We start from the raw sequence: 14,661 nt of genomic DNA, 5'->3' as shown, positions 1-14,661 counted from the left end.
TGCTCCCGTTCGGCACGGGCGCTCGGGTGTTCGGCCTGGTCACCCACCTGTTCGGATCTGGTCGGGACGGCCGGGCGCGGGCACCGCACACCCCGTACAGCGTCCTAGGAGGCTGGTTTGCGCATCCCGGATCGCGTTCGACCTGCTGAGCGTCCGTGAACACGGCGCCCGCCCGCCCGGACGATCGTCCGGGCGGGCGGGCGCGCTCAGGATGGATCCGTGCGCGGGTCGACGGTCAGCGGAAGCAGTGCGCGATCGGTACCGCGCTGCCCTCGCAGTTCGTCGGCTCGTTCTCGACGACCACGCTCTCGTCGTCGAGCTTGACCTGGGCGTGCTCGGCGAAGATGCCGCCGGGCTTCACCGAGGCCGCGTTGCCGGTGACCTTGCTGGTGTAGATCGCCACCGAGCCCGCAGCGGCGTAGACGCCGCCACCCTTGGACGTCGCGCCGACCGCCTCGTTGCCGGTCACGTCACTGCCCCGGACCAGCAGGTTCGCCTTCTCGGCGTAGATGCCGCCGCCGACGCCGTGGGTGGTGTTGCCCTCCACCACGCTGTCGTCCAGCGGCGTCAGGCCCTTCACGGTCGAGATGCCACCGCCGTTGACGGTGGAGGTGTTACCGCGGATGGTCATGGTGCGCATGACCAGCACGGCGTCGGAGTTCGCGGCGCCGCCGCCGACCTGGGCGGTGTTGTCCAGCAGCTCCGTGTCGGAGACCTTGGTACGCGCCGAGAAGCTGGCCAACCCGCCGCCCTGGGCCGCGCTGTTCTGCCGGAAGCTGGTGCTCTCCACGTCCGCCGCGCCCCGGTAGTTGCCGAGCCCACCGCCGTACGCGTTGGCGCTGTTGTGGTGGAACTCGGAGCGCTTCAGCGTCAGCACGCCGCCGTTGAGCAGGCCCCCGCCCTTGCCCGCGGCGCCGGAGGCGCTGTTGCCGACGAACGTGGAGTCGGTCACCACCATGTTCCCGTCGTTGAAGATCCCGCCGCCGCCACCCTCCGGGGACAGCGAGGTGCTCTGCGTGACGGTGACCCGCTCCACCACAGCGGTAGCGCCGTGCACCACGTGCACGCTGCCACCCTCGATGGCCGAGCGACCGTTGTGCAGTTCCATGTCGCGCAGGGTCAGCTCGCCACCGTCGCGGACGGTGAAGAAGCGGAAGGCGGCGGCCTGGGCGTCGCGGGCGATGGTGGCGCCCGCGCCGTCGATGGTGATGGGCTGGTAGATCACCGGCAGGCCGGCGGTGTCGTCGGCCGGGTTGTGCGGGGGCGCGTCGGCGTCACCGGGGGTCTCCGCGGCGTCGGCCGCCTCCCGCGCGTCGCGGATCCCGCCGTCGTACTGGTCGGTCTCGTGGAACGCCTCGGTGAGGACGTAGCGGCACTTGGGGGCGAGCCGCAGCTCCGCGCCGCCCTCGGCGTTGGCCGCGACCAGCGCCGCGATCAGCTTCGCCGAGTCGCACGGCACCGCCACGACGCCCCGCTTGCCGGTGCCCGGGGTGTCCGGGCGGGCGCGCTCGGCGTCGTCACGGTCACGCTGCGGATCGCGCCGGTCGTCGTCGTCCCGGGCCGCCGCGCTCAGCCGAGCCAGTCCCGGGAGGGAGAGGTCACGGTCGGCGGCGGCGGCGACGCCGGCCACGCCGGCCGCACCCGCGACCAGACTCCCGGCCAGCAAGCCGCCGGCTAAGACCCATCGGGACCGCCGCCTGGGTCGGGTCGCGCGGTCTCCCCTTCGGTACGTGGACATCAAGGTGCCTGCCTTCCTGCCTGCCTGCCTGACGTGACCGCGCCGATCCGGGCGCGGGGGGCTCGACGTGCCGCCGACCACCAAACGTCACGATAGGGCCGCGATACGGACAGGAAGGTGTGAACGTGAATAGTGCTGCTATTCATCTTTAACCGGGTCAGACACCGCAGTCATCGGTCAACCGCCGACGTGGATGCCGGGCCGGCGCAGCGGATCCCGCTCGGTACGGCGCAGGATCTCCCGCACCACCGGCGGGGTGTCGCCCCGGCCGAGGATGAGGTAGCGCAGCAGGTGCGCGATGGGACTTCCCTCGGACCACTCGAAGTGCGCGTGCGGCCGGACCCCGGTCGCGTCGCGCAGGGCGAGGAGGATCGCCGCGATCGCGTTGGGCGCCGCCGGGCTGCTGGCCCGCAGCACCCGGAAGCCGCCCACCCCGACCCCGTGCACCCGCAACACCTGACTGAACTCCGACGGGTCGACCACATCGATCTCCAGGAACAGCACGTCGGCCGCGCCGGGCACCGGGTTCATCCCCCGCTGCGCCCGCTCCTTGACGGTGTACTCCTTCACCGAGCCGCTCTGCCGCTTGTTCGCGATGAGGTGCAACTGCCCGTCATGTGCCAGCGACTCGGTGATGAACCGGCGGGCCGGCTCGTCGAACTCGATGCGCTCGGCACGCAGCTCGGTGGTCCGGGTGACCCGCGAGACCAGCGACACCGCGATGATGCCGAGGATGAACAACGCCGAGATCGTGATCCCGTCCGGTTGCTCGATGACGTTCTCCAGCAGCGCATACAGCAGCACCAGGGTCAGCACGGTGAAGCCGATCGCGGCGGCGCGCTGGCGGTGCCGGGCCGCGGAGATGGTCACCGCCACCGCCCCGGACACCATCATCGCCAGGATGCCGGTCGCGTACGCCCCGGCCTGGGCGTTGACGTCGGCCCGGAAGGCGATCGTGATGGCGACGCTGACCACGGTGTAGACGATGACCACCGGCCGCACGGCGCGCGCCCACTCCGGCGCCATCCCGTACGACGGCAGGTAGCGCGGCACGATGTTGATCAGTCCGGCCATCGCCGAGGCGCCGGCGAACCAGAGGATGAGCACGCTGCTCACGTCGTAGACGGTGCCGAACACCTCGCCGAGGTTGGTGTGCGCGAGGAAGGCCAACGCCCGACCGTTCGCCGCGCCGCCCGGCCGGAACTCCTGCGCCGGGATGAGCGTCGTCGTCACGAACGTGGTCGAGACCAGGTACACCGACATGATCAACGCGGCGGTGGTGAGCAGCCGGCGGGTGTTGCGGATCCGGGCCGCCAGCCGGGCCGGCTTGTCCGGCCCGTCGGCCGACACCAGGGGCATCATGCTGACCCCCGTCTCGAACCCGGACAGGCCCAGCACCAGCAGCGGGAACGCCAGCACGGCCGTGAGCAGCACGTGGCCCGGCCCGGCGCCGCCGCTGGTCAGCGCGGCGGTCCAGTCCGACACGATCCGCGGGTCGGCGGCGATCCGGAGCACCGCGTCCGCCACGATCACCGCGTTGAGCAGCAGAAAGACGGCGACCAGTGGGATGGCCACCACCACCGCCTCGCGGAAGCCGAGCAGGAACACCCCGCCGAGGACGAGCAGCAGCACGACGGTGACCACGACCGGGACGGCGGAACCGTGCAGGGCGTCGGGCAGGTACGGATTCTCCAACAGGTGCACGGTGGCGTCGGCCGAGGAGAGGGTGATCGTGATGATCCAGGACGTCGCCACGAACCCGAGCAGGACGAGCACGAAGATCTTGCCCCGCCAGAACGGCAGCAACCGCTCCAGCATCGCCACCGACCCCTGCCCGTGCGGACTCTCCTGCGCCACCCGCCGGTACATCGGCAGCATGCCGAACAGGGTGAGCGCGACGATCAACAGGGTCGCCAGCGGCGACAACGCCCCGGCGGCGACCGCCGCGATGCCCGGCAGGTACGACAGGGTGGAGAAGTAGTCCACGCCGGTCAGGCACATCACCTGCCACCAGGCGTGCCGGCGGTTCTGACCCTCGCCCGCCTCCGGGCCGGGCGGCTGCACCTGGTGCTGGAAGAGCCACCGGCGCAGCGGGCTGGCCGGCGGCGCGGACCGGACCGGACTGGGCACCCGATCGGGGACCACGACGCCCTGCCGGCCGCCCCGATGCGGGCGGGCCGGGTCACGGGCCGCCCGCAGCGCCGGGTCCGGCCCCGTCGGCGCGTGACGGCGTCCGTTCCAGCGTCGCGGTTTCGCCCGGTGCTCGTCAGACATCGCCCGTCCCACCCTCGCAGGTTCTGCTCCGACGGTAGGCGGTACCCCGCCGCCCGACCGGCGGAACCGGGCAGGCCGACGGCCTGCTCAGGGCAGATCCGGGTCGGCGAGGAGCCGGGCCAGGGCGGGCGGATCGGCGACCGTCACCGTGGCCGCCGGGTGTCGTAGCCACCCGGCGGGCACCAGCGCCGGCACCGCCGCACCGAAGCGCACGCAGGCCCCGCCGGCCGTGCTGCTGCCGAAGCTCACTCCCCGGTCGGCCAGCGACACGTGCGGGCCGATCGCCCGCCACCAGCGGTACGGGCCGCTCACGTCGACGCCGGTCACGTTCGCCCGCTCGGTCCGCAACCGCCACGGCCCGTACCTGATCAGCAGCTCCCGGTCGGTGACCTCGACCCAGGCCGTCGCCGGCCGGACACCCAGCAACGCCAACGCCGGGCGGAACACCGGGTCGAAGCGGAACGGGAAACGCGTCCCGGTGGCGCTCATGCCGCGCCGGGACGGACGGTGGGTCGCGGCACCGGGCCACCCGGCCGCAGGGGGCCGGGCCGCGCGGGCCGAGGTCGGGCGGCGGGCCGGCGCCGGGCCAGGACGGTCATGGCGCGGGCGTACCCCGTTCGGGCCGGCCGACACCCCCGATCTGGCGTCGTCGCCGTACCCCACCCGCCCGTCCCGCCCCCACCGCCGGCCGACACCCCCCGGGCCGGCCGACGGTGGCAGACGGTCGACACCCCCCCGGGCCGACCGGCTGCTCCCCCGGCGGCCGGTGTGGCGGCCGGCCGCGCGGCGGGCGGAACTGGCGGGGCGGGACGCGCTCCCGCGCTCCGCCGCCCCCCACGGGGCGGAGCGCGGGAGCCCCCCGTCCCGGCTACTGCAGGAACGCCCCGAGGGGCGACAGCAGCAACCGGCCGAGCGCCGCGGCGTTGTCGTCCAGCCGCGTGCGCTCACACTCGTGGGCCTCCGGATCGTGCCGGCACCGCCAGATCTTCTGCGCGTTGCGCCACGCGACATCGCGGGTGTACTCGACCAGCTCCCCCTGGTACCAGTCGTCGATGTCGCCGTTGAGCATGTCGATGAGCAGCTGCCACCGCTCCAGGTAGCCCCGGCGCAGCCCGGGGATCTTGTCGGCGAAGATGTTGTTGATCTCTAGGTAGTCGTGGTGCTGGTCGCTGCCGTCGACCGGCTCCGACTCCAGGTGGTCGAACGTGGTCACCAACGCGAACGGCAGATCGAAGTTGATGTGCGCGTTGACACCCGCCGCCGCCGAGGGCAACGGCCGGGCGTCCGGCCCCCGCATCCGCTCGAACAGGCACGACCAGGCCTTCGGCGTACCCGGGCTGGAGTCGGTCCACATCCGCATCGCGTCGAAGTAGCGGGCCGCGAACTCGACGTCCAACCGGGAGAGGAACACCGGGTCGACGAAACGGTCGTCGTACAGGCCGTCCAGCACACTGCTCGTGATGGTCAGGTAGAGCCTGTTGAAGTCGGCCAACGGGCAGCTGTCCTCCAGCGGTGGCAGCCGCACCAGCAGGTCCTGGAGTTTGGTGAGGTGATCGACCACGGCCGGCACGTCCGCGGGATGGTCGGCGAGCAGGTCGACGATGTCCCGGTGCACGGGCCCCCAGACCGGTTCGGTCATCTCTCCTCCATGGTGGTCCGCGGCACCCCCGTGCCGCCGTCGACGGGGCTCAGCCTCTCAGCCGACACCCGATCGCCGGATCAGTAGAACGACGTATCCGGGCGCGCACACGCGCCCGTTGACGGACCGGTCGGTCAGCCGCGCCGGTTGCGCAGGTGGATCGCGCTGGCCTGCACACGGGTGCGGACCTGCAACTTGTCGAAGATGTGCGACACGTGCACGCCGATGGTCCGCTCGCTGATGAACAGCCGCTGCCCGATCTCCCTGTTGGTCAGCCCCTCGGCGACCAGGGCGAGCACCTCACGTTCGCGCACGGTGAGCGTCGCCAACTCGTCGTCGGCGGCCTCGCCGGCCGCGGCGCCCCGGCCGGTGTCGGTGTGCTCGCGCTCCTCCAGCGACACCCGGGCCCGCCCGGCCAGCTCGCGGATCTCCGAGGTCAACGGCACCGCGCCCAACCCCTGCGCCACCTGGTACGCCGCCCGCAGCAGCTTGCCCGCCGTGGCCACCCGGCTACGCCGGGCCAGCAGCGCCTCGGCCTGCCGCAGCCGCGAGTACGCCGCCGGGTAGGGGTGGTTACGCCGGTCCCACTCGGCGACCGAGGCCGCCCACAGCTCCGGGTCGCTGCCGTCGAGGCGGCTCACCTCGGCGGCGCACAGCGCCAGGAACCCGTCCACCACCGACCGCACCGGACCGGCCGCGGACGCGCTCTTGCGGGCCACCCGCTCGGCCACGTCCCGCAGCCGGCGTACGGCCGTCGGGTCCACCGCCACGCTCCGGCTGGCGTGCGCCTCGGCCTCGGCGCGCAGGCCGTGCCAGACCAGCGCGGACAGGATCGTCACGTCGTCGGAGCGGCTCTCGGTCAGGCCGCGCTGCACCGCCTGCCGCGCCACGTCGTGCCGGCCCTCCCACATGGCCAGCCCGGAGCGCAGGGTGAGCAGCGGAATGACGTGTCGCGCCCCGCCGCCGGCGAGCAGCGTCGCCACCGCGTCGAGGTCCCGGCTGGCGGCGTCGATGTCGCCGTAGCCCACCGACAGCCGGCACCGGGCAAGCAGCAGCTCGACGGCGTCCGCACCGGACGGTCGGTGCCGCAGCGCGGCGGCCACCACCTTCTCCGCCTCGGCCCACTGCCCCACCCGGAACAGCCCGTTGATGGCGATGGCCAGCAGTCGGGTCTCCCAGGTGCGGCCCAGACCCAGCTCGGCCACCCGCTCGGCGCCGCGGCGGGCCACGACCACACCCTCCTCGAGGATGTTCAGCGGCCCGGTCAACAGCTCCGCCAGGTGCAGGTACGCGCAGGCCACGTCCTCGGGCTGGCCGGCGCGTTCGGCGGTGTCGAGGGCGTCGCGCATCACGGCGAGGCCGGCGTCCGGGTCCTCCAGGTAGGCGTCGCTGAAGCCCAGCGCCGAGCTGGCCAGGACGACCTCGGTGGCGGAGCCCTCGACGTCGACGGCCAACGCCAACGCCTCGCGGGCCCGCCGGCCGGCGTCGGCGTAGCGGCCCAGGTGCAGCAGCAGCTCGGCCAACCGCGCGGCGGCGGTGGCCCGGTCGCGCGGGGAGCAGTCCGCCGCCTCCAGCGCCCGCTGGTACTCCTCCTCGGCCAGCGCCGACCGCCCGGCGGCGGCCAGGTAGCGGGCCCGGCGGATGTGCAGCTCGCAGCTCGGCTCGCCGCCGCGCACGGCGACCAGCTCCTCCAGCAGGGCCAGGGCCCGGGCGTGCTCCCCACAGTGGTGCGCCGCCTCGGCCGCGTTGCCGAGCAGCTCGACCCGGTCCACCGCCAGCGAGCCGGAGTCTCCGGCCAGCTGCAACGCCGCCGACCAGTGCCGGTGCGCCTCGGCGTAACCGTGCAGCCGTTCGGCCTCCTGCGCGGCGGCCACCGCCGCCGGCAACGCCCGCGCCGGCTCGCCGGCCAGCCGCCAGTGGTGCGCCAGCCGGGCCTGGTGCAGCTCGCCCGGCGCGGCGGTCAACGCCTCGGCGTAGCGGCGGTGCAGCCCGGAACGCTCGGCCGGCAGCAACTCGTGCGCCAGCACCTCGGCGACGAGGCGGTGCCGCAGCCGGTACCCGTCGTCGGCGCCCACCAGCAGCCGGTGCGCCACCGCGGCGCGGGCCGCCTCGATCAGCTCGTCCTCGGGCAGCCGGAGCACCTCGGCCAGCAGCCAGTGCTGCACCGGTTCGACGCCGGCGGCCACCGCGTGCACCACCGCGTGGGCGTGCTGGGGAAGCGCGTCGACCCGGTCGAGGAAGATCTCGCGCAGAGTCTCGGACAGCCCGTCGCGGCCGTCGCGCAGGTCGCGGGCCAACTCCTCGATGACGAACGGGTTGCCGCCGCTGCGCTGCCACACCTGCTCGGCGGCCTCGGCGGGAAGCGTCCGGCCGACCACCGCCGCGGCGAGCTCCTCGGTGCCGGCGCGGTCCAGTGGTGCCAGGTCGAGCACCCGCACCGTCCGCAACCGACGCAGCTCGGTGAGGACCCGGCGCAGCGGATGCGCGCCCTGCAGCGACTCGGCGCGTACCGCCGCCAGCACCGACAGCTGAAGGTCACCCAGGCCGGCCAGCAGATAGAGCAGCAACTGCCGGGTGCTGCGGTCGACCCACTGCAGGTCGTCGAGGATCAGCACCAGCGGCCGACCCTCGGCGATCAGGTGCAGCCCCCGGGCGACCCGCTCCAGCAGCGCGCCCGCGCCGTCCGGGCCGGCCGTCTCGTCGGCGAACATCTGCAACAGCCCCCGCACCGCCGAGGACGTGCGGGCCCGCGACGCGGACAGGTCGGCGTCGAAGCGGCGCAACGCCTGCAGCAGCGGGTGCAGCGGTGAGGCGTCGCCGATGTCCAGGCAACTGCCGGTGAGCACCAGCGCGCCCTGGTCACGCAGCCGGTCGCCGATCTCGCCGAGCAGCCGGGTCTTGCCCACACCGCTCTCGCCGGTCAGGAAGACGGCGGCGGTCTGCCCGTGCGCGGCGTCACCGAGCAGCGCGGACTGAATCGTCCGCACCAGCTCGGCCCGACCCACGAGCGGTGCGGTGTCCACATCGCTGGCCATGGGACGCAGCCTAATCACAGGTCGCCGCACCGTTCTACGGCCATCTGCCGCTTGTGGTACTCCTCGCGTCGACATTGCGACTAAAGGTTGCGAGTGGCCGACATACGTCGTTCTGCCGATCCCCCGTCGGCCCAGGAATGCCAATCTCCAGGTCGTCAGCCGTCAGCGGGGGGAAAGGCCGGTGCGCTTACCCATGACCACCACCATCGTCGACGCGCAGCCGACTCCGGGCACGCACTGGCCGGTGCCGGAGGAGAGACGCACCGTCACCGTCCTCTTCGCCGACATCGTCGGCTCCACCGCGCTGGTGGACCGACTGGACCCGGAGGACGTGCGGGCGCTGCAACGGGCCTACTTCGACACCGTCGCCGCGGTGCTGCACCGCTGGCACGGGGTGGTCGAGAAGTACGTCGGCGACGCGGTCATGGCGCTCTTCGGCGCCCGGCACTCCGACGGCTTCGACGCGTACCGGGCGGTGCGCGCCGGACTGGAGATCCAGGCCGCACTGGACCGCCGGCCGATGGTCGGCGACGTCCGACTTCGCGTCCGCGTCGGTGTCGCCACCGGTGAGGTCGTCGTCGACCTGGGTGGCGCCGTCAGCGGCGGCCACGGCGTGGCCAGCGGCGCGGTGATCACCACCGCCGCCCGCCTGCAGGAGTACGCCCCACCCGGCGCCGTGGCGCTGTGCGCGACCACCGCTCGGGCCACCGCCGGGCTGATCGCCCAGCGCCCCCTCGCTCCGGTGCCGGTCGCCGGCCGGGTGCCCCCGATGCCGGTCTGGCACGCCGTCGGCCCGGTACGCGCCGGCACCGACCGGCACGACGGCCCGCTGATCGGCCGTCGCCGCGAACTGGCCACCCTCACCGACCAGGTGAGCCGGGCGATCCGCGAGCACCGGCCGCGCTGGGTGTCGCTGGTCGGGCCGAGCGGCAGCGGCCGCAGCCGGCTGCTGCACGAACTGACCCGGGCACTGCACACGGTGGACGGTCGCGCGGTGCACTGGTGCGTGGTGAGCTGCCCGCCGTACCCCGACCAGGTGTTGGCGCCGGTGGCGGAACTGCTGCGCGGCCTCGCCGGGATCCGGCACGGCGACGGCCCGGCGCTGGTCCGCGACCGGTTGGTCACCGCCCTGACGCCGCTGCTCCCGCCGGCCGGGGTCGTGGAGGCGGTTCCGGCGTTGCAGCGGCTGCTGGCCACCCCGGACGGCTCGACCGAGGCGCTGGCCGGTGCGGCGATCTGCCGGGACGCCCTGCTGCGCCTGGCCGCCGTCCGGCCGCTGATCGTCGCCGTGGACGACGTGGACCGGGCCGCGCCCGAGGTGAGCCGGTTCCTGCACGCCCTGTTCACCGCGGCCACGACGCGCGGGTTGCCGCTGGCCGTGCTCACCGTGCACCAGCCGCAGTGGGCCGACACCCGACCCGGCCCCGCCCGACGGGTGGCGATCCGACCCCTGGCCACCGTGCAGTCCGGGCGGCTGCTGCGCCACCTGCTGACCCGGGCCGGTCAGCCGGTGGCCCTGGTCGACCGACTACTGCCACTGGTGGGCGGACGACCCGGGCACGCGGCCGCGTACGTGGCGTCGGTCGCGGCGGGCGCGGACCCGGTGGCGCTGCCCGAGGCGGTACGCCGTGCCGTGGGCGCGGAACTGGACCACCTCGACGGCGAGCGGCGGGCGGTCCTGATGGCCGCCGGCGTCCTCGGCGGCGTGATCTGCGGCGCGACGGTCGACCGGGTACTCGGCTGGCGGTCCGGCCGGTCCACACCGGCACTGCACGGCCTGGTCACCGCCGGGCTGCTGCTCCCCCGCCGCGCCGGCGGGTACGCGTTCGCCGCGCCCGCACTGCGCCAGGTCGCCACCGAGCGGCTGCCCCGTGCGCTAAGAGCCGTCTTCGCCCGCCGGGCGGCCGACGCCCCCCACCCCGACGCCGTCCGCCAGCCCGCCGCCCTGCCCGCCGTCCTGCCCGCCGCCCGCGGGGCCGCCGTCCGCGGGGCCGCCGTCCGCGGGGCCGCCGTCCGCGGGGCCGCCGTCCGCGCTGGCGCCGTTGGCGCCGATCGTGCTGCTGGCGTCGGCGTGGGTGGCTCGGCGGCGAGGGGCGGTGCGGTCGTGCGCCTCGACGCCGCTCGCGCCCGGGCCGGCCGCCTCGACGCGGTCTTCGCGGCACTGGGCCCGGCGCGGCCGGACGGTTCCACCGGCCCGGCGCCGCTGCGTCGGCGCGTGTCCACGCCGACGATGGCCACCCGGCCCGCCGTGCAGACCGTCGACAACAACGCTCCGCCCGGCTTCCGTCGGCTCCGAGCCGTCGCGTCGGCGGGCGACGTGCCGCCGACCCCGGGGGCAGCGTCGTCCGTGAGGTCGAGCAGTGCGGGCGGTCACTGGCCTCCGCCATTGATCCGCCCGGATGGCCTGGCCGCCTCCGCCTGAGGGTCCACCGGAGACCGTCGGCCTCCGTCGGTGCGTCGGACGTCCGGTGATCACTTGACGCCCAGAAGTCGTCACTACCGCACCCTCCACCCCAGGATCTTGACGATGGCGACCCGGTATCGGACGACACGTGTCCGGCAGGGCCGGCAAACGGCCCGTACCGGGACGACTAGGATGGGTGCAGTCATGCTGCTACGGGTGCTCGGGCCGCTTGAGGTCGAGGTCGACACAGGCGGACCGGTCGACCTCGGCGGCCCCCGCCAACGCGCCGTGCTCGCGCTGCTGCTGGCGGCCCGGGGCCACGTCGTCTCCGTCGACCGGATGATCGACGACCTGTGGCGGGGCGACGCGCCACCTCGGGCGATCGCGTCCCTCCAGGCGTACGTCTCACACCTGCGCCGCCTGCTCGAGCCGGACCGGGAACCCCGGACGCCCGCCCGGGTGCTGGTCACCGCGCCGCCCGGCTACGCGCTGCGGGTGCCCACCGACACCGTGGACGCCGGCCGGTTCGAGTCGCTGCTCGGCGAGGCGCGCGCGGTCGGCGCCATCGACCCGGCTCGCGCCCGGCGGCTGCTCGGCACCGGCCTGGATCTGTGGCGTGGTGCGGCGTACGCCGAGTTCGCCGGGGAGCCGTGGGCACAGCCGGAGGTGACGCGGCTGGAGGAGCTGCGCCTCGTCGCACGGGAACTGCTGCTGCAGGCGACGCTGGACTCCGGCGACGCGGCGGAGGCGGTGCCGGAGGCGGAGGTGCTGACCAGGCAGGCGCCACTGCGGGAGGAGAGTTGGCGGCTGCTGGCGCTGGCCCTGTGGCGTACCGGTCGCCAGGGGGACGCGCTCGCCGCCCTGCGACGGGCACGGGCGATCCTGGTCGAGCGGCTCGGCCTGGATCCCGGCCCGGCGCTGGTCGAGCTGGAGTCCGCGATCCTGGGCCAGCGTCTCGACCTGCTCCCGCCGGTGACCGCCACCGGGGTCCGCGCCGACGTCGAGCAGCCGGCGTCGGAGGACGTCTTCATCGGCCGGGAGGCCGAACTCACGGCTCTCGGGCAGGCAGCCGCCGAGGCGCGGGCGGACGGGCCGCGCACCGTGCTGCTCTACGGAGAGGCGGGGGCCGGCAAGACCAGTCTGCTCGCCCGATTCCGGTCGGAGCTCACCACCCGCGGCTGGCTGGTCGCCGTTGGCCGTTGCCCCGAGGTGGACGGCGCGCCGCCGGCCTGGGCGTGGGTCGAGGCGCTGCGGCAGCTCGCCGAGGAGGCACCGCCCGGGACGCTCGCCCCGGCGCTCGCCCCCCTGCTCGGGGACGCCGACGGGCAGTCGGCCGGCGATGTCACCGCCGGACGGTTCCGGCTGCACCGCGCCGTCGCCGCCTGGCTGCGCGCCGCCGCGGCCGACCGGCCGGTCGCCGTCGTCCTCGACGACCTGCACGCCGCCGACGCCGAGACGCTGCTCCTGCTGAGCAGCGTCACCGACCTGACCGACGGCGCCGTGCTGTTCGTGGCGGCGCTGCGACCCGCCGACAACCGCGACCGGCTCGTCGACACCATGGCCGTGCTGGCCCGCCGATCACCCCGCCGGATCGAACTGGACGGCCTGACGCCGGCCGAGGTGGGGCGCCTCGTCGGGGCGTTGGCGCGGAGCACCGTCGACCCGGACACCATCACCGCCCTGTCCGAGCGGACCGGCGGGAATCCCTTCTACGTGCGGGAGTCGGCCCGGCTGCTCGCCGCCGAGGGCACCCTCGTCGCCACCTCCGACGTGCCGGAGGGGGTCCGCGACGTGCTGCGCCGACGACTGTCCCGACTGCCACCGTCGGCGGTGTCGGTGCTGCGCCTCGCCGCCGCCGCCGGGCGGGAGGCGGACGTCGCCACCCTGGTCGACGCCGCCGAGACGGACGAGGGCGCGGTCCTCGACGCCGTGGAGACCGGGCTGGCCGCCGGGCTGCTCACCGAACCGGCGCCGGGGCGGGTGCGGTTCGTGCACGGGCTCGTCCGGGACACCATCTACACCGACCTGTCCCAGCTGCGCCGGACCCAGCTGCACGCCCGGATCGCCGCCGCCACCCGCCGGGTGAACCCCGACGACTACCCGGCGTTGGCGTACCACTACGCCCGCGCCGCGTCCGCCGAGACCGCGCCGCTCGCCGTCGACTACGCGGTGCGCGCGGCGGAGCTGGCCGAGCGGCGCTACGCGTACGACGCCGCGATCGAGCTGCTCGGCAACGCCGTCGACGCCGCCGCGACGGTTCCCGGGGATCGCGAGGCGCTGCGCGTCGACCTGCTGGGTCGGCTGCTGCGCGCTCAGGCTCGCGCCGGCGCGATGGTCGCCGCCCGGCGGACCCGCGGCCGGGCGATCGAGGTCGCCCTCGCGTCCGGCCGGGACGAGCTGCTGGTCACGGCGTTCACCGCCTGGACGGTGCCCACCCTCTGGCCGCCGCACGTGTACGGCATCCTGGACCATCAGGTCGTCGAGCTGCTCACCCGATTGCTGCGCGCCGACGCCCTGGGCCCGGTCGACCGCTGCCGGCTGCTGGAGGCGCTGTCCGCCGAGCTGGTGGGCGAGTCCGACCCGCGGGGCACGGCGGCCGGTCGGGAGGCGCTGGCCATCTCGCGGGGGCTGGACGACCCCGAGCTGCGGGCCGTCGGGCTGTTGGCCCGCGTCCGCACCATGCGCTACGACCTGGAGGCCACGCAGCGCCGCGAGCTGGCACTCGAACTGCGGAATCTGGCCGACGACCACGATCTGGTCACCTACCGCTGGTTCGCCGAAGAGGTGATCGGGCAGTCTGCGGCAGCGCTCAACGAGCCGGACGGGTTACGGGCCAGCCTCACGCGGCAGGGGGCGTTGGCGCAGGCGTACCAGCTCAGCGAGGCGCAGGTGATCCACCTCAGCTCACTCGCCGCCCAGGCCCATGTCGCCGGCGACCTCGTGGCGGCCGAGCAGCGCTACGCCGAGGTCGCCCGGCAGATGCGGCGGCAGGGCTCGCTGCACGCCGAGGCGTTCCAGTTCCTCGCCACGGCCACGCTGCTGATCAGCCAGGGCCGTCTGGCCGAGCACGTGGAGCCGACCCGGGCGGCGCGCCGGATCCTCGGTCCGATCGTCGACGACCTGCTGGCGTTGGCGCTGGTCGAGAGCGGGCAGGTGGACGAGGCGCGCGCGATCGTGGGGCGGCACACGTACCGTCCCGACTACTTCCAGTCGTTGCTGCTCACCGCGCGGGCGATGGCCGTCGTCGCACTGGGCCTGCGGGACCTGGCCGAGCCCTTGATCGACCTGCTGCTGCCGGTTCGTGACCAACTGGCCGGCTACTGCACGACGTCGTTCGCGCTGCGTCCGGTCGCGTTGACGCTCGGGGAGCTGTTCCGCCTACTGGGGCGCACCGAGGAGGCGAGGCGGCACTTCACGCTGGCGGCCACGGTGGCCCGGCGGTGGGGGGCACCGCACTGGCTGGCCGAGGCCACCGCCGCGCTGACCGCCTGATCCTCGCGTCAGCCGGTTCCAAGTCGGTTCCAAGTGGCACTGCGGATGATCAAGAGGACTGTGCCCGTTGATGCCCTCG

The 14,661-nt window shown here is 74.6% G+C and carries 7 protein-coding genes; 2 read left to right on the top strand and 5 right to left on the bottom strand.

The features are described 5' to 3' along the window. Window positions 1-235 precede the first annotated feature (235 nt). The 5 genes from AB0H52_RS12775 to AB0H52_RS12755 all read right to left on the bottom strand — a co-directional run bounded on the left by AB0H52_RS12775 (window position 236) and on the right by AB0H52_RS12755 (window position 8,686). Window positions 236-1,738, bottom strand: a complete 1,503-nt coding sequence (locus AB0H52_RS12775) for a hypothetical protein (protein ID WP_357947055.1) — start codon at window positions 1,736-1,738, stop codon at window positions 236-238. A gap of 177 nt (window positions 1,739-1,915) precedes the next feature. Beyond that, on the bottom strand, window positions 1,916-4,012 hold the full coding sequence (locus AB0H52_RS12770) for an amino acid transporter (RefSeq protein ID WP_357947052.1): 2,097 nt from the start codon (window positions 4,010-4,012) through the stop codon (window positions 1,916-1,918). A gap of 87 nt (window positions 4,013-4,099) precedes the next feature. Then, on the bottom strand, window positions 4,100-4,501 hold the full coding sequence (locus AB0H52_RS12765; protein WP_357947049.1) for a hypothetical protein: 402 nt from the start codon (window positions 4,499-4,501) through the stop codon (window positions 4,100-4,102). 379 nt (window positions 4,502-4,880) lie between these two features. Then, the gene (locus AB0H52_RS12760) at window positions 4,881-5,651 is read right to left on the bottom strand and encodes a DUF5995 family protein (protein WP_151493078.1); all 771 of its coding nucleotides are present in this window, start codon (window positions 5,649-5,651) and stop codon (window positions 4,881-4,883) included. Between the two features lie 134 nt (window positions 5,652-5,785). Continuing rightward, on the bottom strand, window positions 5,786-8,686 hold the full coding sequence (locus tag AB0H52_RS12755) for an AAA family ATPase (protein ID WP_357947046.1): 2,901 nt from the start codon (window positions 8,684-8,686) through the stop codon (window positions 5,786-5,788). Window positions 8,687-8,879: 193 nt separating this feature from the next. On the opposite strand from AB0H52_RS12755, the gene AB0H52_RS12750 reads away from it, so the two are divergent. Continuing rightward, window positions 8,880-11,108 (top strand): adenylate/guanylate cyclase domain-containing protein, encoded by a 2,229-nt coding sequence (locus tag AB0H52_RS12750; protein ID WP_357947043.1) that lies wholly within the window; start codon window positions 8,880-8,882, stop codon window positions 11,106-11,108. A 186-nt stretch (window positions 11,109-11,294) separates the two neighbouring features. Then, window positions 11,295-14,582 (top strand): BTAD domain-containing putative transcriptional regulator, encoded by a 3,288-nt coding sequence (locus AB0H52_RS12745; protein WP_357947040.1) that lies wholly within the window; start codon window positions 11,295-11,297, stop codon window positions 14,580-14,582. Window positions 14,583-14,661: the final 79 nt, after the last annotated feature.

Origin of the sequence: Micromonospora sp. NPDC050695, assembly GCF_040654415.1 — a bacterium.
In the GTDB taxonomy this organism is placed as follows: domain Bacteria; phylum Actinomycetota; class Actinomycetes; order Mycobacteriales; family Micromonosporaceae; genus Micromonospora.
The sequence above is the reverse complement of the archived record's forward strand: the minus strand, read 5'-3'. Positions and strand labels throughout refer to the sequence as shown.

What these genes read in the sequence shown, in the direction of transcription:
- AB0H52_RS12775 (WP_357947055.1), bottom strand. Translation starts at nt 1,738, where the DNA reads ATGTCCACGTACCGAAGGGGAGACCGCGCGACCCGACCCAGGCGGCGG.
- AB0H52_RS12770 (WP_357947052.1), bottom strand. Translation starts at nt 4,012, where the DNA reads ATGTCTGACGAGCACCGGGCGAAACCGCGACGCTGGAACGGACGCCGT.
- AB0H52_RS12765 (WP_357947049.1), bottom strand. Translation starts at nt 4,501, where the DNA reads ATGAGCGCCACCGGGACGCGTTTCCCGTTCCGCTTCGACCCGGTGTTC.
- AB0H52_RS12760 (WP_151493078.1), bottom strand. Translation starts at nt 5,651, where the DNA reads ATGACCGAACCGGTCTGGGGGCCCGTGCACCGGGACATCGTCGACCTG.
- AB0H52_RS12755 (WP_357947046.1), bottom strand. Translation starts at nt 8,686, where the DNA reads ATGGCCAGCGATGTGGACACCGCACCGCTCGTGGGTCGGGCCGAGCTG.
- AB0H52_RS12750 (WP_357947043.1), top strand. Translation starts at nt 8,880, where the DNA reads ATGACCACCACCATCGTCGACGCGCAGCCGACTCCGGGCACGCACTGG.
- AB0H52_RS12745 (WP_357947040.1), top strand. Translation starts at nt 11,295, where the DNA reads ATGCTGCTACGGGTGCTCGGGCCGCTTGAGGTCGAGGTCGACACAGGC.